The organism is Streptomyces sp. CA-210063 (assembly GCF_024612015.1).
Lineage (GTDB): Bacteria > Actinomycetota > Actinomycetes > Streptomycetales > Streptomycetaceae > Streptomyces.
In genome coordinates, this window is the sequence record NZ_CP102512.1 from 4,091,902 (window position 1) to 4,110,910 (window position 19,009).

Sequence of the window (19,009 nt, forward strand, 5' to 3'; positions counted from 1 at the left end):
GGTGGGGTGGGGTTTTCCCCAGGGCGGGCGGGAGGTCCGCCTCATGGCGCGGGGTGGGGGCGGGCGGGCAGGCTGGGGAGCATGACCGATCCCCTCTCCTCCTCGACCGGCTCCAGACGGCCGTACGGTCGTCCGCTGCCCTCCAGCCACACGCCCTCCGAGCCGCTGCCGCCCGCGCGGTTCGCGTTCGGGGGGCAGACGTGGCGGGAGATCGCGCATCTGCTGGCGAATCTGCCGTTCGCGCTGTTCGGTTTCGTGTACGTGACGACGGTGCTGTTCACCAGTGCCTTTCTGACGCTGACGGTGATCGGTTTTCCGCTGCTCGCCGCCGCGCTGATGGGTGCGCGGCAGCTGGGGCGGCTGGAGCGGATACGGGCGCGGGCGCTGCTGCGGGTGCGGGTGGACGAGCCGAGTCCCCTGCCGTTCCGTGGGGGGCGCCGGGCGGACGAGGGGTTCTTCACGCAGGTGTGGATGAGCGTGAAGGACCCGGTCGGCTGGCGTTCGATGCTGTACGAGCTGATCCGGATGCCGTGGGGCATCGCGACGTTCGTCATCACCCTCACGGGGCTGTTCGTGGCGTGGCCGGTGCTGCCGTACATCGTGCGGGGGCTGACGAATGTGGACCGGGTGATGGTGCGGTCCCTGTTGTCGCCGTCCGACGAACTGGAGCGGCGTATCGCGGAGCTGGAGTCCGACCGGGGGGTGGTCGTCGATACGGCCGCCGCCGATATGCGGCGGATCGAGCGGGATCTGCATGACGGGGCGCAGGCGCGGCTGGTGAATCTGGCGATGGGGCTCGGGCTGGCGAAGGAGAAACTGCTGGAGGATCCGGATGCGGCCGCCTCGATGGTGGAGGAGGCGCACGGTGAGGTGAAGCTGGCGTTGCAGGAGCTGCGGGATCTGGCGCGGGGGATCCATCCGGCGGTGCTGACGGATCGGGGACTCGACGCGGCGCTGTCGTCGGTGGCCTCGCGGTGTACCGCGCCGGTGAAGGTGACCGTCGATCTGGTCGCGCGGCCTGCCGCCGCGATCGAGGGCATCGCCTATTTCACCGTCTCCGAGCTGCTGCAGAACATCAGCAAGCACAGTGGGGCCAAGTCCGCCGCGGTGGATGTCTGGCGGTCCGAGGACCGGCTCCTCATCCAGGTCTGGGACGACGGGCAGGGGGGCGCCCAGCTCGACGGCGGTACGGGGATCGCCGGGCTCGCGGAGCGTCTCGACGCGGTCGACGGGCTCTTTGTGATCGAGTCGCCGGTGGGTGGGCCTACGACGATCACGGCGGAGTTGCCCTGGCGGGAACGGTAGCCCCCGGCGGTTGAGCCGGTTCTCGTGCGCGGCCGAGGGCTTCAAGGGCGGGGGCTTCTTCGCCGTGGGCGCCTGTTCGCCTCTTCGCCGTGGGGTGTCGCGTCGTGGGCGGGGACGGGTTTGTTGTGGTTGCTCGCGCCGTTCCCCGCGCTCCTGGAAGGGGCCTACGGCCCTTCCAGGAGCGCGGGGTGGGGAAAACCCCCGTATCGAGACGCCGACTTGCTCCATGGTCCGGGGGGTTGGGGGCGAGCACTGTGGGAGTACGACATCCGGAGTGCGGGACGAGTGAAGGCGGGGCGACCGTGATGGCCACGGAGTACGGGCAGGGGTACGCGAGTTGGGGCGAGGAACAGCGGCATCGGGTGCCGGCGGGGCTGCGGGCGCCGTTCGAGGCGCGCAGCTGGCGGGAGTTCGGGTATGTGCTGCTGGGGCTGCCGATCGGGATCCTGCTGTTCACGTACGCCGTGACGATGCTGTCGCTCGGCGCGGGGCTGCTGATCACCTTCCTCGGGGTGCCGGTGCTGGCGGCGGGGCTGGCCGGATGCCGGGGGTTCGGCTCGTTGGAGCGGGCACGGGCACGGGCGCTGCTCGGGGTGGACGTGGACCGGCCGGAGCCCTTGCGGATGAAGGGGCACGGGGCGATGGCGTGGATGGGCGCCATGCTGCGGAGCGGGGCGTCGTGGCGGCACCTGCTGTACGCCGTCGTGCAGTTCCCCTGGTCCGTGTTCTCGTTCGTGGTGGCGGTGAACTTCTGGGCGTACGGCTGGGCGCTGCTGACGTATCCCCTGTGGTTCTGGGTCTTTCCCGTGTGGGCCGGGCAGGACGGGTTGCAGCTGTACGGCGACGAGACGCACGCCGTGTACCTCAACAACCCGTTCGAGGTGACCGTGGCCGCGTTGGTGGGGCTGCTCTTCACGATGGCCACGCCGTGGATCGTGCGGGCGCTGACGATGGTCGACCGGGTGATGGTGACCGGGCTGCTCGGGCCGTCACGGTTGGGGGCGCGGGTGGTCGAGCTGGAGTCGGACCGGGGGGTTGTCGTCGACACCGCCGCCGCCGATCTTCGGCGTATCGAGCGGGATCTGCATGACGGAGCGCAGGCACGGCTGGTCGCGCTGGCCATGGATCTGGGGCTGGCGAAGGAGAAGCTGACGGAGGACCCGCGGGCGGCGGCGGTGATGGTGGACTCCGCGCACGGGGAAGTGAAGACGGCGCTCCAGGAGTTGCGGGATCTGGCGCGGGGGATCCATCCGGCGGTGCTGACGGACCGGGGGCTCGACGCGGCCTTGTCGGCCGTCGCCTCGCGGTGCGCGGTGCCCGTGGTGGTGGTGGAGGTGGATCTGCCGGCGCGGCCGGTGCCGGCGATCGAGGGCATCGCGTACTTCACGGTGTCCGAGCTGCTGCAGAACGTGAGCAAGCATGCGGGGGCCTCGCGGGCGACCGTGGATGTGTGGAAGGTGGAGGACCGGCTGATGCTCCAGGTCATCGACGACGGGGTCGGCGGCGCCGATACGGGGCGTGGCTCCGGGCTCACTGGGCTCGCCGAGCGGATCGGCGCGGTCGACGGCATCCTGGTCGTCGACTCGCCGACCGGGGGGCCGACGCGGGTGACAGCGGAGCTGCCCTGGCGGGCGGCGACGTGAGGGCGGTGCCTGCGACGGCGCCTGCGACGGTGCCTGGGGGGTGGGGGATGCCTAGGAGCTCGGGGGGTTCGGTGGAGTGGCGGGTGCGGGATGCGTTGTGGCTGATCGCGCAGTTCCCCGCGCCCCTTCAGGGCGCGCATGTCGAGGTTTCGAGGAAGGTGAGCCAAACGCCGTCCGCGACAGTGGCAGCGCCTGCGACGGCGAGGGCGACGGCTGCGGCGGGTCGGGGCGGGGGCGGAGCCTGACCGCAGCGGGCTGAGGACGGCTCCTGCGGCGGTCCCTGACGGCAGCGGCCTGAGGGTGGCGACCGGATCCGGCCCTGACCCAGCAACCCCCACCCCAAGACACCCCCGGCGCCCACCGCCCCCGCCCTTCTCCGCCCCCACCCCTGACAACCCCCGCCCTCCCCCTTTCGACCGGCCCACCCCCCGCCGCGCGCCCCCTGCTCATCACGCAGACGGCGACAACCAGCCACTCCCCAGGGCGTTTCCGCCCCTGTTTTCTCGTCGGTCCAGCGCCTTGGGGTTCTGATGCTGGGATGCTGGTGCCTGTTGTACGGGTCGGACCGAAAACGGTGGACGGCCGGGGCGGGCGCGGGTGTCGTGGGGGGACGAGGCGTGGAGGACAGGGTGCGTGTGGTCATCGCCGAGGACTCGGTGCTGTTGAGGGAGGGGCTGACGCGGCTGTTGACCGACCGGGGGCACGACGTCGTGGCGGGGGTCGGGGACGGGAACGCTCTGATCAAGACGATCGCGGAGTGCGCGGCGCAGGGGGATCTGCCGGACGTGGTCGTGGCGGACGTACGGATGCCGCCGACGCATACCGACGAGGGCGTGCGGGCGGCCGTACAGCTGCGGAAACAGCATCCGGAGCTGGGGGTGCTCGTGTTGTCGCAGTACGTGGAGGAGCGGTACGCCACCGAGCTGCTCGCGGGATCCAGTCGCGGCGTCGGGTATCTGCTGAAGGACCGGGTGGCCGAAGTCCGTGAGTTCGTGGACGCGGTCGTGCGGGTGGCGCGGGGAGGTACGGCGCTGGACCCGGAGGTGGTCGCGCAGCTGCTGGGGCGGAGCCGCAAGCAGGACGTGCTCGCGGGACTCACCCCGCGCGAGCGCGAGGTGCTGGGGCTGATGGCGGAGGGGCGGACGAACTCGGCGGTCGCGCGGCAGTTGGTCGTGAGCGACGGGGCCGTCGAGAAGCACGTCAGCAATATCTTTCTGAAGCTCGGGCTGTCCCAGAGCGACGGGGACCACCGGCGGGTTCTGGCGGTGCTCACCTATCTGAATTCATGATCATCCAGCATCCGACACCGTGTCAGTCGCCGAGAACCGTCGTTCGGCGGCGCGCGTCCCCAAAGGAAGCGGCAGGGGTGGGTAAATCATGACAAGTCAGGTCATCCGGCCGTCTCAAAACAGCGTCCATCAGGCGAAAGGTCGAGGGAAGGCCACCCTCGCCGACGTAGGGTTGGTCTTGGGAAGGCCGGCGGGACGGCCGTTCCCGGACAGCCGCCTCAAGGGAGGTCAAGTTCAGTGACCAGCCAGGTCAGCAGCCCAGAGGAGCAGGCCGACAAGGCCGTCTTGGGAGAACTGAGGGAACAGCGCAAACCGGCGGTGACGAAGGACGTCCGCCGGCTCGACCGGGTGATCATTCGGTTCGCGGGCGACTCCGGTGACGGTATGCAGCTCACCGGTGACCGCTTCACCTCCGAAACCGCGTCCTTCGGCAACGACCTCTCCACGTTGCCGAACTTCCCCGCCGAGATCCGCGCCCCCGCCGGCACCCTGCCGGGCGTGTCCAGCTTCCAGTTGCACTTCGCCGACCACGACATCCTCACTCCGGGTGACGCACCGAACGTGCTGGTCGCCATGAATCCGGCCGCGCTGAAGGCGAACATCGGCGACGTACCGCGCGGCGCGGAGATCATCGTCAACACGGACGAGTTCACCAAACGGGCGATGCAGAAGGTCGGGTACGCGACCAGTCCGCTGGAGGACGGCTCACTGGACGGATACAGCGTCCATCCGGTGCCGCTGACCACCCTCACCGTCGAGGCCCTCAAGGAATTCGACCTCACCCGTAAGGAGGCCGAGCGCAGCAAGAACATGTTCGCGCTCGGCCTCTTGTCATGGATGTACCACCGGCCGACCGAGGGCACCGAGAAGTTCCTGGCCGGCAAGTTCGCCAAGAAGCCCGACATCGCGGCGGCCAATATCGCCGCCTTCCGCGCCGGGTGGAACTTCGGTGAGACGACCGAGGACTTCGCCGTCAGTTACGAGGTCGCGCCGGCCACGACCGCCTTCCCCGTCGGCACGTACCGGAACATCTCCGGGAACCTGGCGCTGTCGTACGGGCTGATCGCGGCCTCGCGGCAGGCGGATCTGCCGCTCTACCTGGGGTCCTATCCGATCACCCCGGCCTCGGACATCCTGCATGAGCTGAGCCGGCACAAGAACTTCGGCGTGCGCACCTTCCAGGCCGAGGACGAGATCGCGGGCATCGGCGCGGCGCTGGGGGCCGCCTTCGGGGGTTCCCTGGCGGTCACGACGACCTCCGGTCCCGGTGTGGCGCTGAAGTCGGAGACCATCGGGCTCGCCGTCTCCCTCGAACTGCCGCTCCTCGTCATCGACATCCAGCGCGGCGGACCGTCCACCGGGCTGCCGACCAAGACGGAGCAGGCGGATCTGCTCCAGGCGATGTACGGCAGAAACGGCGAGGCCCCGGTGCCGGTGCTCGCGCCGCGCACACCGGCCGACTGTTTCGACGCGGCCGTCGAGGCGGCCCGGATCGCGCTGACGTACCGCACGCCGGTGTTCCTGCTGTCCGACGGCTACCTGGCCAACGGCAGCGAGCCGTGGCGCATCCCCGAGCCCGACGAACTCCCCGACCTCACCGTGCAGTTCGCCCAGGGACCCAACCACACCCTCGACGACGGCACCGAGGCCTTCTGGCCGTACAAGCGCGACCCGCAGACCCTGGCCCGCCCATGGGCCATCCCGGGCACGCCGGGGCTGGAACACCGGATCGGCGGCATCGAGAAGCAGGACGGCACGGGCAACATCTCGTACGACCCCGCCAACCACGACTTCATGGTGCGCACCCGGCAGGCGAAGATCGACGGGATCGATGTGCCCGATGTCGAGGTCGACGATCCGCACGAGGCGCGCACGCTCGTGCTGGGCTGGGGCTCGACGTACGGGCCGATCACGGCGGCGGTACGGCGGCTGCGTACGGCCGGGGAGTCCATCGCGCAGGCCCATCTGCGGCATCTCAACCCCTTCCCGCGGAATCTCGGGGCGGTGCTGAGGCGTTACGACAAGGTGGTGGTCCCCGAGATGAACCTCGGGCAGCTCGCCACGCTGATCCGGGCGAAGTACCTGGTCGACGCCCACTCGTACAACCAGGTGAACGGCATGCCGTTCAAGGCGGAGCAGCTCGCCACGGCTCTCAAGGAGGCCATCGATGGCTGAGAGGTCCACGGAAGGCACGGGTACGGGCGGCACGATCGAGGCGCTCTCCCTGGTGCCGAAGGCCGAGGCCAGGCAGTCGATGAAGGACTTCAAGTCCGACCAGGAAGTGCGCTGGTGCCCCGGCTGTGGTGACTACGCGATCCTCGCCGCCGTGCAGGGCTTCATGCCCGGGCTCGGTCTGGCCAAGGAGAACATCGTCTTCGTCTCGGGCATCGGCTGCTCGTCCCGGTTCCCGTACTACATGGACACGTACGGGATGCACTCCATCCACGGGCGGGCGCCGGCGATCGCGACCGGGCTCGCCACCTCGCGGCGCGATCTGTCCGTGTGGGTCGTCACCGGTGACGGCGACGCGCTGTCCATCGGCGGCAACCATCTGATCCACGCCCTGCGCCGCAATGTGAACCTCAAGATCCTGCTCTTCAACAACCGGATCTACGGTCTGACGAAGGGGCAGTACAGCCCGACGTCGGAGGTCGGGAAGATCACCAAGTCGACGCCGATGGGCTCGCTGGACGCGCCCTTCAATCCGGTGTCGCTGGCGATCGGGGCGGAGGCGTCGTTCGTGGCGCGGACCGTCGACTCCGACCGCAAGCATCTGACCGAGGTGCTGCGGCAGGCCGCCGCCCATCCGGGCACGGCACTCGTCGAGATCTACCAGAACTGCAACATCTTCAACGACGGCGCCTTCGAGGTCCTCAAGGACCGGCAGCAGGCCGAGGAGGCCGTGATCCGGCTGGAGCACGGGCAGCAGATCCGGTTCGGGGCGGACGGCGCACGGGGTGTCGTACGGGACGAGGCGACCGGTGATCTGAAGGTGGTCACCGTCACGCCGGAGAACGCGTCCCGGATCCTGGTCCACGACGCGCACTCCGCGTCCCCGACCACGGCCTTCGCGCTCTCCCGCCTCGCCGACCCGGACACCCTCCACCACACGCCCATCGGTGTCCTCCGGTCCGTCGAACGGCCCGTCTACGACACCCAGATGGCCGACCAACTCGACACCGCCATCGAGCAGAACGGCAAGGGCGACCTGTCGGCGCTGCTGGCGGGCGGGGACACGTGGACGGTGGTCGGCTAGCCGCCGCTACGGCCGTCTCTCGGGGCCCGGGTCTGGTTCAGGCCCGGGCCTCGTCGTATCTCCGCCGTGCCTTCTGCACGTCGTCCATGCGGTCCTCGGTCCAGTTCGCCAGGGCGCGTACCTGTTCGGCGGCCTCGCGGCCGAGGTCGGTGAGGGAGTAGTCGACGCGGGGCGGGATCACGGGCTTGGCGTCGCGGTGGACGAGGCCGTCGCGCTCCAGGGTCTGGAGGGTCTGCGTGAGCATCTTCTCGCTGACGCGGCCGATGGCCCGGCGCAGCTCACTGAAGCGGTACGGCCGGTCGAGCAGTTCGATGAGGACGAGGACGCCCCAGCGGCTGGTGACGTGCTCCAGGACGAGGCGGTAGGGGCACATGCCCTCACCGTCCATGGCGTACTTGCTCGCGGGCTGCATCGCTTTCTCACTTACGGCCATGCCAGTACCTTACTTCAAAGTGGGTACTTTCGCAGAGTTAGCGCACCCCCTAGGGTTAGTGATGCACCCGCCCCCCTGGAGGAGTTTCATCATGAGCATCGTCGTCACCGGAGCGACCGGAAACCTCGGCAAGTTCGTCGTCGAGGGGCTGCTGGAGAAGGTTCCGGCCGAGCAGATCACGGCCGTCGTCCGCAGCGAGGAGAAGGGCGCCGGGTTCGCGGCGCGCGGCGTGAAGATCGCCGTCGCCGACTACAACAGCCCCGAGACCTTCGACAGTCTGTTCGCCGCCGGTGACAAGGTGCTGCTGATCTCCGGCAGCGAGATCGGCAGCGACCGCGTCGGCCAGCACCGAGTCGTCATCGACGCCGCCAAGGCGGCCGGGGTCGCGCTCCTCGCCTACACCAGCGCGCCGGGCAGCCTGACGGCCGCGCTCGCGAACGACCACCGCGGCACCGAGGAGGCGCTGCTCGCCTCCGGTCTGCCGTACACCCTGCTGCGCAACGGCTGGTACAACGAGAACTACACCGAGCAGCTCGCCCCGGTGCTGGAGTACAGCGCCGTCACCCACGCCGCCGGTGAGGGCCGGGTCTCCTCCGCGGCCCGCGCGGACTACGCGGCCGCCGCGGTCGCCGTGCTGGCCGGCGAGGGCCACGAGAACAAGACGTACGAGCTCGGCGGCGACGTCGCCTGGAGCTTCGCCGAGTACGCCGCCGAGCTGAGCGAGCAGACCGGCAAGGAGATAGCGAACAACGCCGTCTCCGTCGAGGCCTTCACCGGCATCCTGGCCGGCGCCGGGCTCCCCGGGCCGGTCGCCGAGATCATCGCGGGCGTGGACGCGTCCGCCGAGAAGGGTGAGCTGGTCGTCTCCTCCGGCGATCTGTCCCGCCTCATCGGCCGCCCGACGACGCCGATCGCGGACTCGATCGCGGCGGCGCTGAAGGCGTGACCGTCCTGGACTGAACATGTCCGCCCTGGACATGTCCGCTCTGGACTGGACACCTGAGCCCCGGGGCAGCACGCCCCAGGCATCGGCCCCGAACTCCCCCTCGGGGCGCCACCCCCGGCTGTCATGACCGTATCTCGATACGGGTATGACAGCCGGGGGTGCTCGGCGTTACCTTCGTCAGGGCGTTCGCAAGGGCATTCGTGAGGGCGCTCGTGAGGGCGCTCGTGAGGGCGCTCGTGAGGGCGCTCGTGAGGGCGCTCGTGAGGGCGCTCGTGAGGGCGCTCGTGAGGACGTTCGTGAGGGCCTGGGGGTCGCGACCGTGCGGCCGGATGAGAAGGAGGGGCCGTGGCGGGGCAGTCGAGGGGCGAACACCGGATAGGGCTGCTGAACGGCTTCGCGGCGTACGGGATGTGGGGACTCGTCCCGCTCTTCTGGCCCCTGCTGAAGCCCTCCGGCGCGGTGGAGATACTCGCCCACCGCATGGTCTGGTCCCTCGCGGTCGTCGGTCTCGCGCTTCTGGTGCTGCGACGCTGGTCCTGGGCCGGTGAACTGCTGCGGCAGCCGCGCAGGCTCGGCCTGATCGCGGTCGCGGCGACGGTGATCACGGTCAACTGGGGCGTGTACATCTGGGCCGTGAACAACGAGCAGGTCGTCGAGGCCTCCCTCGGGTACTTCATCAACCCGCTCGTCACCATCGCCATCGGCGTCCTGCTGCTGAAGGAACGGCTGCGGCCCGTCCAGTGGACGGCGGTCGGCGTCGGCTTCGCGGCCGTCCTCGTCCTCGCGATCGGCTACGGGCGACCGCCGTGGATCTCTCTCTGCCTCGCCTTCTCCTTCGCCACGTACGGGCTGGTGAAGAAGAAGGTCAACCTGGGCGGCGTCGAGTCGCTCGCCGCGGAGACCGCGATCCAGTTCCTGCCCGCACTGGGCTATCTGCTGTGGCTGGGCTCGCACGGGAGCGCCACCTTCGGCCCGGAGGGGACGGGGCACGCCCTGCTCCTCGCCGCGACCGGGCTGGTGACCGCGCTGCCGCTGGTCTGCTTCGGGGCGGCCGCGATCCGGGTGCCGCTGTCCACGCTGGGGCTGCTGCAGTATCTGGCGCCGGTGTTCCAGTTCCTGCTGGGCGTCCTGTACTTCGGTGAGGCCATGCCTCCCGAGCGGTGGGCGGGCTTCGCGCTGGTGTGGCTGGCGCTGTCGCTGCTGACGTGGGACGCGCTGCGGACGGCACGGGTGGCGCGGGCGCGGCTGGGCGAGCGGAGAGAGCGGGGAGAGCGAGGAGAGCGGGGAGATGCGGCGGCGGGGAAGGCGGTTGGCTCCGTAAAGGCGGTGGGCTCCGTAGAGGCGGTGGGCTCCGTAGAGGCGGTGGGCGAGCCCTCCCGTGCGCGAACCCCCTGACCGAATAGCGCTCTTGACGGAGAGTCAGTCCCACCAGCACCATCACGGCACCTCATTCACTGTGGACTCACCATGGGCCGGCCAACAGCCGCCCATGAGGTCCCTATGGAATTCGGAGCCCCCACATGAAGCTCTCCGTTCCACGCCTGAAGGTCTCCGCCCGTAGACCGGGGCGGGCCGCCGTCACCGCCGTCGTCACGGCGGCCGCGCTCCTCACCACCGGGTCGATGGCCGGGGCGGCCCCCGCTCCCCTGGACGCCCCCGCGCCGCCCGTGCGGGTGGCCGCCGCCCCCGACCTGCCGCTGGCGAACGTCAAGGCGCACCTCACGCAGTTCCAGTCCATAGCCGCGGCGAACGGCGGCAACCGGGCGCACGGCCGCGCCGGCTACACCGCGTCCCTGAACTATGTGAAGGGCAAGCTCGACGCGGCGGGGTTCACCACCACCACGCAGTCCTTCACGTCCGGCGGCCGCACCGGGTACAACCTGATCGCGGACTGGCCCGGCGGTGACATGAATCAGGTTGTCATGGCCGGTTCACATCTGGACAGCGTCACCTCGGGCGCCGGCATCAACGACAACGGCACGGGTTCCGCGGCCGTGCTGGAGGCCGCGCTGGCCGTGTCCCGCGCGAACTACCAGCCCACGAAGCATCTGCGGTTCGCGTGGTGGGGCGCGGAGGAGCTGGGCCTCGTCGGCTCGCGCTACTACGTCAACAACCTGTCGACTGCGAACCGGGCCCGCATCAGCGGCTACCTCAACTTCGACATGATCGGCTCGCCGAACCCCGGGTACTTCGTCTACGACGACGACCCGGCCATCGAGCAGACCTTCAAGGACTACTTCACGGGGATCGGCGTCGCCACGGAGATCGAGACCGAGGGGGACGGTCGTTCCGACCACGCGCCGTTCAAGAGCGCGGGCGTTCCGGTGGGCGGGTTGTTCACCGGCGCGAGCCGTGCCAAGACGGCGGCGCAGGTGGCCAAGTGGGGCGGCACGTCCGGCCAGGCCTTCGACCGCTGCTACCACTCCTCCTGCGACACCACGTCCAACATCAACGACACGGCGCTGGACCGGAACGGGGATGCGCTGGCGTACGCGGTGTGGGAGTTGTCGGAGTAGGGCTGCGCGCGTTGTAGGTGCCTGTGCGCGTTGGAGGTGCCTGTGCGTTTCCGGGGTCGGCCGGCGGAGTGGTGCGCGGCCGACCCCGGGCGTGTGGTGGGGGTGGGGACGGGGGCAGGGGCCGGGTTAACGCGAAGGCCGGTGAGCGGGTGTGCCGGGGGTGGGCGGCCGGGTTGCCGCGGAGGAGTGCTGCTTCGCGAGGGCGTGGGCGTGCGCCGGGGTCGCGCTCGTCGAGCGGAGGCGGGACGCGACCGGTGTGGGCATGCGGGTGCCGTGGGCGAGATCGGCGGTCACTCCGGAGCGGAGGGCACCGAGCCGGGCCAGGTGGCGCCGCTGTTGCTCCGGGGTGAGCGACGCGACGTCGACGCTCGCGGCGGCCCGTACGGCCGCCGGGTGCGTCGGGATGGGGGACGCGCCCTTCGTGGGGGCGCGGGAGGGGTCCAGTCCGGCGGAACGGAGCGCTGCGGCGCGTGCGCTCCAGGGGGTTTCTTCGGGGGTACGGCGGTGGGGGGTCTGGGGGCTGCCGGTGCCGCCTTGTTGAGCGGTTGCGCTCGGCGTATGGCTGAGGGGGCGCCAACTCATCGTGCCGGTGAGCTCGTTGAAGGTGACTTCGACTCGGGGGCGGGGGGTGGTGGGTTCGGGGGGCGGGTGTGGGGAGCGGCGGCGGGCTGCGTCGGGGAGGGGGGCGCGGGTGGGGGCGGGGGTACGGCGGGGTTCGGTGGTGTTCACGCCGGCGGCCGCCCCGGGGCGGCTGCCGAGTCGATCGTCCCCACCGGCCCTGGTGCTCCCGTCGGCCCGGCTGTCGCCGCCGATCGGGTCGTGGCCGCTCAACCGCGGGTCCCGACCGGCCAGGCCGGTGAGGCCAGCCCGGATCCGTTCGTTGTCCGGGGCCGCGCCGCTGTCCCCGGGGGTTCGGTTCGGGTTACTGGCCATGGGCGTAGGGGGCGCCGTCGAGGGCGCGGGCTCGTTCGGTGAGGCGGATCATGCGGGTGCGGGCCTTTTCGAGTTGTTCCACGTCGTCGGCGGCCGGGCCGGCGTCGGCGGCGAGTTCGGTCCAGACGGCGATCAGGTCGCGGCCCAGGTGCAGGCCCTGGAGCGGGTCGCGGACCGCGCGCCACGCCGCCGCCGCGCTCTGGATGTTGCCGTACGCCGCACGCTGGTCGCGCAGGCTGTGACGGAGGCCGGCCAGGTCGAGGGACAGGTGGAACGACCTCAGCGCGTCACCGGCCAAGTAGGCGATGTACGCGGTCAGTTCGCGGAGCTTCAGCACCTCGGGGTGCTGCGGGCCGAGCGTCGCCGTCGCCTGGGAGACGGTCTGCTCGGCCATCTCCGCGGCCTCCTGGATCCGGCCCAGTTTCACCGCCTCGTTGATCCGCGACACGGGCTCCGCGAACGGGGACGCCGTACCGCCGTCCTCCTCCGCCGTGTCCAGCACCGCCTCCGCCACCGCGTCGAACTCCCGCACGGGCGCGGGTTTCGGAGCGCTGTCCTCCGCCAGCACCTTCCACTCGGGAGCGGAGTAGGCGTCGGTGGCGGACTCCTCCGGAGGGGCGAGGGCAGGGGGTGCGGGTTCAGGGCTGGGGGTGGAGGCGGGCGGGTGGATCGGCGCCGGGGCCGGTGTCGGGGGCCAGGGCTGGGGCTCCAGCGTGGCGGGCCCCGACACCGGCACCGAGTCCGACGGGTGCGCCGGTGCGGGGGAAGGGGGCGCCTCGGGCATCGGCTCCGGGGTGGGGTCGTTGGCCGGGGCCGGGGGCCACGTCTGCGGGTTCAGGAAGACGTGCTTCGACTCCGACTCGCGGGAGGCCACGGCGTCCGACGGGTGGGCGGACGCGTGCCCCGGGGCCGCGTCCTGACTCGGAGGCCAGGGCTCGGGCTCCAGGGGCCCGGGCCTCGACTCCGGAACCGGTCCGGCGTCCGGCGGCGCGTGGGCTGAGTCCCGTGCCGGGGCCGCATTCTGGCCCGGGGGCCACGGTTGCGGCTCCAGTGACGTGGGGGCCGAGCGTGGTGGGTTCGCGGGGGTCTGGTTCGGGTGCCAGGTGTGGGGGGTCGTCGGGGGCGGAGGGAGGTCGGGGTCCATGGCCGGGCCGAACTCGCCCGTCGGGGGTGAGACCGTGCCGGCGGTCGGGCCCGCCTCCCGGGTGGGCTCGGGTGTGGGGGGCTTGCCCTCCGGGTCCACCTGGATGCCCGGCAGGGTCAGCGGGAGGCCCGGTGTGCGGGGCGGCTGCGCGAGCGGCCCGTCCTTCGGTTCCGGCACCGCGCGCAGCACGAACGTCGACGGCGCGACACCACCGGCCGCCGGCTCCGACGTCTGCCCCTGCTTCTCCTTCGCCGCCGTGAGCGGCATCGTCCGCGGCTCCCGCTTCGCCGGCGGGGCCGCCTGGGCCTGCTCCGGCTTCGCCTCGTGGGCGGTCGGCTCCGGCTCCGCCTCGGGAGCGGTCGGCTCCGGCGTGTGCGCGGGTACGGCCGTGGGCACGGACTTCGCCGCCGACAGCGGAAGCGTGCTGGGCTCCCGCCTCGGCCGCTCGGGCGCCGACGCAGAACCACCCGGCTCCGCCGAGAGCGACGCCGCCTCCCCCGCCGCCAACCGCATCGTGCTGGGCTCCCGGCCCGGCTGCGCCGGGACCTGCATGTCCCGCATGGATTGCGACTGCGGCTGCCGTTCGGGCTCTACCGACGGCTCCGGCTGAGGCTGCCACTGCGGCTGGGCCTGGGCCTGCGGCTGCACGTTCCGCTGAGCTTGCGGCTGCGGCTCGGGCTGCGCCGACGGCTCCGACTGCGCCTGAGCATGCCAGTGCGCCTGCGCGTCCGGGTGGGGCTCCGGCCGTGCCTGAGGCTGCGCCTGCGATTGCGCGTCCGGGTGGGGCTCCGGCCGTGCCTGAGGCTGCGCCTGCGATTGCGCGTCCGGGTGGGCTTGCGGCTGCCGCTCCGGCTGCGCCGACGGCTCCGGCCGTGCCTGCGCCTGCCACTGCGGCTGAGCCTGGGCCTGCGGCTGCACGTCCCGCTGCGGCTGCCGCTCGGGCTTCACCGGCAGCTCCGGCCGGGCCTGGGCTTGGGCCTGGGCCTGGGCCTGGGCCTGGGCCTGGGCCTGGGCCTGGGCCTGCCACTGAGGATCCGGCTGCGGCCGCGCATGGGGCGCCGTTTCAGCCGGTGCACCCAACTGCCCCTGGGCAGCCGGAAGTTCAGCCCCTGACGCCGCCGACTCCGGTACCGCGCGCAACACATGCGTCGACCTGTCACGGCGTGGCGCGGTCGCCGGGCGCTCGGGCGGCTCCGGTGTCGACGACTGGGCCGCCCCTTCGCCGAGGTGTGCCGCCTCCGCCGTACCCGACCGCTCAGCCACAGGCGCAGCCGCAGCCGCAGCCCCGTGCTCACCCGCACCCGCAGCGGCATGTCCGGCGGCCGCACCCGCGTGCCTGCCCGCCGCCGCGCCCGAGCCCGGAACCGCAGCCACTCCCTCACTCACCGGCGCAGCACCAGAACCAGCCCCAAGGCCCCCCGGCACCCCCACGTACCCCCTCGGCTCCCCCACCCGCACCGGCTCCCCGGTGTAGTGGCTGGAGCCGTCGACGTGGACCTGGAGGGGGACGACGTAGCCGATGCGTTCGTCGTGGATGGTGGCGAGGACGGGGTGGCCGGTGGCGAGGGCGAGGCGGTGGAGATAGTCGAGGGCGGCGGTCTGGAGGGACGCCCCGGCGGCCGGGGGCACCGGCATGCCGCCGACCGTCGCGTCGCCCTCGGCGGAGACGCGTACGTCGATCGGGGTCGGTCCGGCCGGCGCACGCCCCGCGCGCTTGAGTTCCCGCTTCTGTTCGCGGCTGAGTCGAGTCATCGTTCCCTCACTCGGGTCGGGCAGAAGGAGAAGGAGATGGAGGTGTGGCGGAGGAAGCGGCGGGGTCGGACGTGGACTCCGGTGCCGACACCGCTGCCTCCACCGTACGCACCTCGTCCACCCGCCACGGCTCGCCCTTGCCCGGGCGAACCAGCTTCACGTACACCGTGGCCTGGGGACCGGTCCCCGTCCAGCCGTCGCGGCCGTACGCCTTGCCGTCGACGAAGAGGGCGCGGTAGGCGTCCCGCGCCGAGTCGGAGGGGGCGTCGCCGTCGTCGTCGAGTTCCACGTCGACGGTGGTCCAAGCCCGGTGCGCGGCCCAGGAGTTCCACTGCTCGCCGGCGCCGCTCGCGGGGCGGTACGAGCGCTCGGCCTTCGCCTTGGCGGCGGTGAACCAGCGCGCGGAGCGCAGTACGGCGTCGTGCGGGCTCGAGTCGTACTTCGTGTCGTAGCCGTACGCCACCTCGACCCAGGCCTGGGCGACGGCGGTCGCGTCGGTCTCGTCGACGCCGGTGGGGCTCGGGACATGCGCGTCCGAGCCGAGCGGTTTGCCGGACGGCAGCGGCGCCTTGGGGGCGATGGACGGCTCGGCCGAGGACGTGCCGCCGCCCGCCGTCTCGCGGTGGTCCTCCAGGCCGCACGCGGCGAGGACCGCGACACCGGTCACCGTCGCGAGCACGACCGCGCCCGCCCTGCCGACCCTGGAGAGCCTGCCGACGCCACCGGCCCCGTATGGTCCGCCGCGCTCGTCACGCCCCCCGCGCCCTCCGCGTGCGCTGTGCATCGCGTTCACTCTCATCCCCCTCCTCACCTCAGTGTCCTTCCTCGCCGATCGCGTCCTCCACACCGATCGTCCCGTCCACGCTGCCCGTGTCGTCCACGCCGGCCGCCGCGTCCCGTCACCCACGTCGTCACTACAGCCCCAACCACGGCGCCGGATCGACGTACTTGTCGTTCTGCATCACCTCGAAGTGGAGATGCGCGCCCGTCGAGTAGCCCGTCGAGCCGACCGGGCCGATGCGTTGACCGACCTTCACCTTGTCGCCGGCCTTGACGTTGAGTCCGGACAGCATGTGGTTGTACGTCGTGGAGACGCGGTCGCCGTTGACGGTGCCGTGGGAGATGACGACGCGGTTGCCGTAACCGTTGGTCCAGCCGGCGAACGTGACCTCGCCGTCGCGGGCCGCGAGGACCGGCGTGCCGGCGGCCGCGCCGAAGTCGATGCCGGTGTGGAGCTTGCGGACGCCGAGCGTGGGGTGCATGCGCCAGCCGTACGGGGAGGTCACGGGCGGATTGCCGGAGAGCGGCATCGCCATCTGCCTGCCCTCGGGAAGCTTGCCCGGCGGGTCGTCCACCGACTCGTACTTGGCGATGAGGGACTTGATGCGGGCTACGTAGTTCTGGGTCTCGGTGTAGGGCGGGATGCCGCCGTACTTCTGCACGGCGCCCGGGCCCGCGTTGTACGCCGCGAGCGCCAGGTCGAGGGTCTCGCCGGTGGCCTGGCCGCTGTCCTTGTAGCCCTGGACCTGTTTGGCGAGGGCGCAGTCGTAGCGGCCCTGGGCCATGATCGCGTCGCCCGGGTCGTACGGGGACACCCGGCCGTTGCCGTCGTCGTCCCTGCCCCAGCTCGGCCAGGTGCCGGGCATGAACTGGCTCAACCCCTCGGCCCCCACCGGGGACTTGGCGTTCGGGTTCCAGCCCGACTCGGCCTCGATCTGCGCGGCGATCACGGCCGGCTTGATGACGTCGCACATGCTGCCCGCCTTGAGGACCCACGGCACGTACTCCGCCGGTACCTGGCCCGTCTTGAGGCCGCCGCCGACGCCCTGTTCCTCCGCGTCGGCCTCGCCGCCGCCGCTCACCGCGACCATCATGACCACCGGCATCATCACGGCCGCCACGCAGCCGCCGACGACCCAGGTCGTGACGGACCCTCCCCCGTTGGACATCTGCTCCCCTCAGCGTCGAAGTCCAGTCATGCTCCTGCCACTTGTGGCCAGGCAGTCGAGTCTCTCCGCTCACCCCCGCTCCGTGCGTCACCAGCGCGTCACAGGCTCGTCGCAGGAACTCACGCCCCGATTCCCAAGCCGCCCGTACACCGTGAAGATCGGAGGACGACACAGAACACAACAGCGCGTACGACGCCGGATGCGACGGGCCTGACGGGCCCGACGGGCTCAGGAAGACTGCTTGGCACGCGGGCTCAGGAAGACTGCTTGGCACGCGGGCTCAGGAAGACTGCTGTGATCAGCGGCGGAAACGGGGAGTGGTGGAGAGCGGTGATGCGGTGATGCAGCCAGGCGCAGGACAGGCGGCGGCCGGGCCGGAGATCTGGCTGCGTGGGCCGGTCATGGAACCTCAGGCGCGGCCCCAGGACCCGCCACCCCAGGCGGCCGCGAGCCCGCGGCGGTTCTCCTGGGTCGCCACGCACGGCGGCGCCGGGTCCACCACCCTCGCCACGGTCTTCGGCGGCCATGACGCGGGCCGCAACTGGCCGCGCCCCGAACACGGCGAACCGTCGTCGGTGCTGCTGGTGGGGCGTACGCACGCCGCCGGGCTCGACGCGGTCTCGCACACGCTGGACATCTTCCGGCGGGGCGACGCGCCGCCGGGGCTGGACCTCGACGCGATCGTGCTGGTCGCGGACGCGCCCGGCCGGCTGCCCCGGCAGCTCGTGCAGCGCGTGAAAGTGATCAGTTCCGTGATCGACGTCTATCGCGTGCCGTGGGTGCCCGCCTGGCGCACCGGCGACCTCACCGGCCCGCCGCCGCGGGAGAGCGCGGCGCTGGCCCGTCTCACCGGGAGGACCCCATGAGCGACACCCTCTTCGCCGCCGCGACAACCCTGGCCGGGCCTCCGGCGGTGGTCACCAACGAGCTCAACTACGTCCTGAACATCCTCGCCTGGCTGGTCACCGCGGCCGGTGTGTGCGGTCTGCTGATCGTCGGCTCGCGGATGGCGATCTCCCTGAGGTCCGGGGAGGGCGACGAGCATCTCAGCCAGTTCGCGATGGTCATGGGCGCCTGCGTCATCGGCGCGACGGCGGGGCCGATCGTGGGGTTCGTGCTGTAGGGACTGCAGGGACGCCAGGGACGCCGTCAGGGGTCCTTGGGCAGGAAGGGCGACGGCCCGCCGGTCACGCGTGAACCGGCGGGCCGTTGTCGTACGCGAACCACCTCAGGGCCGTACACCGGTGCGAGCCCCTCCACTTCGCCGCAGGTCCCCGGAGTTTCTGACGGCACGTCACTGTCCCGGACATGACGAGGAGTTCCCGTCTGTCACGAGCACGTCACCGACAGGTGCTGGATCACTACATCGCTTGGCCTGGACTCACAGGAGTCGCCAAGCTCACAGAGCGACCGGGAACCCGGGCACGTCACACCGGCCCCGAATGCACCCAATGACCCATCCGCTCAAGCGAGTCGCGGTCGGCCGCTCGACGGGCGGCCGACCGACACGGGGAGAAACCACATGCTGAACGCGATAGCCGCCAAGGCACACCAGTCCATCTACCTGGCCGACGGCACGGTCCCCAACCCGAACCGGGACGCCCCGGCCGAACTCACCGGCAAGGTCGACACCGTGCTCGGCATCGTCGCCTGGGCCGGCACCGCCGCGGGCGTCGCGGGTGTGCTGATCACCGGCGCGATGATGGCGATCTCCATGCGCCGCGGCGAGGGCTCGGAGCACATGGGCCGCCTCGGCATGGTCCTCGGCGGCTGTGTCCTGGTCGCCACCGCCGGCCCGCTCGTGAACTTCGTCTTCTAGCCGTCCGAGCACGTCGAAAGGGGG

At 71.5% G+C, this 19,009-nt stretch carries 16 protein-coding genes; 11 read left to right on the top strand and 5 right to left on the bottom strand.

Annotation, left to right across the window (positions count from 1 at the left end; translation table 11 throughout):
* Positions 1–81 precede the first annotated feature (81 nt).
* The 5 genes from JIX56_RS17555 (at position 82) to JIX56_RS17575 (ending at position 7,493) form a co-directional block, all read left to right on the top strand.
* Positions 82–1,305 carry a sensor histidine kinase gene (locus JIX56_RS17555; RefSeq protein ID WP_257541771.1) on the top strand — a complete coding sequence of 408 codons (1,224 nt, stop codon included), beginning with the start codon at positions 82–84 and terminating at the stop codon, positions 1,303–1,305.
* Positions 1,306–1,610: 305 nt separating this feature from the next.
* Positions 1,611–2,948: a sensor histidine kinase gene (locus JIX56_RS17560; protein ID WP_257550938.1), complete on the top strand. Its 1,338-nt coding sequence runs from the start codon at positions 1,611–1,613 to the stop codon at positions 2,946–2,948.
* 629 nt (positions 2,949–3,577) lie between these two features.
* Entirely contained in the window at positions 3,578–4,237 is a 660-nt protein-coding gene (locus JIX56_RS17565) for a response regulator transcription factor (RefSeq protein ID WP_306819942.1), read from the top strand.
* A 237-nt stretch (positions 4,238–4,474) separates the two neighbouring features.
* Positions 4,475–6,412, top strand: coding sequence for a 2-oxoacid:acceptor oxidoreductase subunit alpha (locus JIX56_RS17570; RefSeq protein ID WP_257541775.1), 1,938 nt, complete (start codon positions 4,475–4,477; stop codon positions 6,410–6,412).
* On the top strand, positions 6,405–7,493 hold the full coding sequence (locus tag JIX56_RS17575; RefSeq protein WP_257541777.1) for a 2-oxoacid:ferredoxin oxidoreductase subunit beta: 1,089 nt from the start codon (positions 6,405–6,407) through the stop codon (positions 7,491–7,493). The genes JIX56_RS17570 and JIX56_RS17575 overlap by 8 nt, the downstream gene beginning before the upstream one ends.
* A gap of 37 nt (positions 7,494–7,530) precedes the next feature.
* Here the strand turns inward: JIX56_RS17575 and JIX56_RS17580 are convergent, their stop codons facing one another.
* Entirely contained in the window at positions 7,531–7,926 is a 396-nt protein-coding gene (locus JIX56_RS17580; RefSeq protein ID WP_257541779.1) for a winged helix-turn-helix transcriptional regulator, read from the bottom strand.
* Positions 7,927–8,017: 91 nt separating this feature from the next.
* On the opposite strand from JIX56_RS17580, the gene JIX56_RS17585 reads away from it, so the two are divergent.
* From JIX56_RS17585 to JIX56_RS17595, 3 genes are all read left to right on the top strand, one after another.
* Positions 8,018–8,872, top strand: coding sequence for an SDR family oxidoreductase (locus JIX56_RS17585; RefSeq protein ID WP_257541780.1), 855 nt, complete (start codon positions 8,018–8,020; stop codon positions 8,870–8,872).
* A 345-nt stretch (positions 8,873–9,217) separates the two neighbouring features.
* Positions 9,218–10,267, top strand: a complete 1,050-nt coding sequence (gene rarD, locus JIX56_RS17590; protein WP_257541782.1) for an EamA family transporter RarD — start codon at positions 9,218–9,220, stop codon at positions 10,265–10,267.
* 125 nt (positions 10,268–10,392) lie between these two features.
* Entirely contained in the window at positions 10,393–11,388 is a 996-nt protein-coding gene (locus JIX56_RS17595; RefSeq protein WP_257541784.1) for a M28 family metallopeptidase, read from the top strand.
* Positions 11,389–11,514: 126 nt separating this feature from the next.
* Here the strand turns inward: JIX56_RS17595 and JIX56_RS17600 are convergent, their stop codons facing one another.
* The 4 genes from JIX56_RS17600 to JIX56_RS17615 form a co-directional block, all read right to left on the bottom strand.
* Positions 11,515–12,321 (bottom strand): hypothetical protein, encoded by an 807-nt coding sequence (locus tag JIX56_RS17600; protein WP_257541786.1) that lies wholly within the window; start codon positions 12,319–12,321, stop codon positions 11,515–11,517.
* Positions 12,311–15,217: a hypothetical protein gene (locus JIX56_RS17605; protein WP_257541788.1), complete on the bottom strand. Its 2,907-nt coding sequence runs from the start codon at positions 15,215–15,217 to the stop codon at positions 12,311–12,313. The genes JIX56_RS17600 and JIX56_RS17605 overlap by 11 nt, the downstream gene beginning before the upstream one ends.
* Before the next feature lie 7 nt (positions 15,218–15,224).
* On the bottom strand, positions 15,225–16,001 hold the full coding sequence (locus JIX56_RS17610; RefSeq protein ID WP_257541790.1) for a hypothetical protein: 777 nt from the start codon (positions 15,999–16,001) through the stop codon (positions 15,225–15,227).
* Positions 16,002–16,131: 130 nt separating this feature from the next.
* A complete protein-coding gene (locus tag JIX56_RS17615) occupies positions 16,132–17,166 on the bottom strand; it encodes a peptidoglycan DD-metalloendopeptidase family protein (RefSeq protein ID WP_257541792.1) in 1,035 nt (344 codons plus the stop codon).
* Between the two features lie 341 nt (positions 17,167–17,507).
* On the opposite strand from JIX56_RS17615, the gene JIX56_RS17620 reads away from it, so the two are divergent.
* From JIX56_RS17620 to JIX56_RS17630, 3 genes are all read left to right on the top strand, one after another.
* Positions 17,508–18,032, top strand: a complete 525-nt coding sequence (locus JIX56_RS17620; RefSeq protein ID WP_257541794.1) for a DUF6668 family protein — start codon at positions 17,508–17,510, stop codon at positions 18,030–18,032.
* Complete coding sequence (locus JIX56_RS17625) at positions 18,029–18,289, top strand: hypothetical protein (RefSeq protein WP_257541796.1); 261 nt, start codon at positions 18,029–18,031, stop codon at positions 18,287–18,289. Before JIX56_RS17620 ends, JIX56_RS17625 begins: the two co-directional genes overlap by 4 nt.
* 399 nt (positions 18,290–18,688) lie before the next feature.
* Positions 18,689–18,985 (top strand): hypothetical protein, encoded by a 297-nt coding sequence (locus JIX56_RS17630; RefSeq protein ID WP_257541797.1) that lies wholly within the window; start codon positions 18,689–18,691, stop codon positions 18,983–18,985.
* The last annotated feature ends 24 nt before the right edge of the window (positions 18,986–19,009 follow it).

Coding starts and splice junctions, on each gene's coding strand:
- JIX56_RS17630 (WP_257541797.1), top strand. CDS start 18,689: ATGCTGAACGCGATAGCCGCCAAGGCACACCAGTCCATCTACCTGGCC.
- JIX56_RS17575 (WP_257541777.1), top strand. CDS start 6,405: ATGGCTGAGAGGTCCACGGAAGGCACGGGTACGGGCGGCACGATCGAG.
- JIX56_RS17605 (WP_257541788.1), bottom strand. CDS start 15,217: ATGACTCGACTCAGCCGCGAACAGAAGCGGGAACTCAAGCGCGCGGGG.
- JIX56_RS17620 (WP_257541794.1), top strand. CDS start 17,508: ATGCAGCCAGGCGCAGGACAGGCGGCGGCCGGGCCGGAGATCTGGCTG.
- JIX56_RS17585 (WP_257541780.1), top strand. CDS start 8,018: ATGAGCATCGTCGTCACCGGAGCGACCGGAAACCTCGGCAAGTTCGTC.
- JIX56_RS17600 (WP_257541786.1), bottom strand. CDS start 12,321: ATGGCCAGTAACCCGAACCGAACCCCCGGGGACAGCGGCGCGGCCCCG.
- JIX56_RS17595 (WP_257541784.1), top strand. CDS start 10,393: ATGAAGCTCTCCGTTCCACGCCTGAAGGTCTCCGCCCGTAGACCGGGG.
- JIX56_RS17615 (WP_257541792.1), bottom strand. CDS start 17,166: ATGTCCAACGGGGGAGGGTCCGTCACGACCTGGGTCGTCGGCGGCTGC.
- JIX56_RS17580 (WP_257541779.1), bottom strand. CDS start 7,926: ATGGCCGTAAGTGAGAAAGCGATGCAGCCCGCGAGCAAGTACGCCATG.
- JIX56_RS17610 (WP_257541790.1), bottom strand. CDS start 16,001: ATGCACAGCGCACGCGGAGGGCGCGGGGGGCGTGACGAGCGCGGCGGA.
- JIX56_RS17555 (WP_257541771.1), top strand. CDS start 82: ATGACCGATCCCCTCTCCTCCTCGACCGGCTCCAGACGGCCGTACGGT.
- JIX56_RS17625 (WP_257541796.1), top strand. CDS start 18,029: ATGAGCGACACCCTCTTCGCCGCCGCGACAACCCTGGCCGGGCCTCCG.
- JIX56_RS17560 (WP_257550938.1), top strand. CDS start 1,611: ATGGCCACGGAGTACGGGCAGGGGTACGCGAGTTGGGGCGAGGAACAG.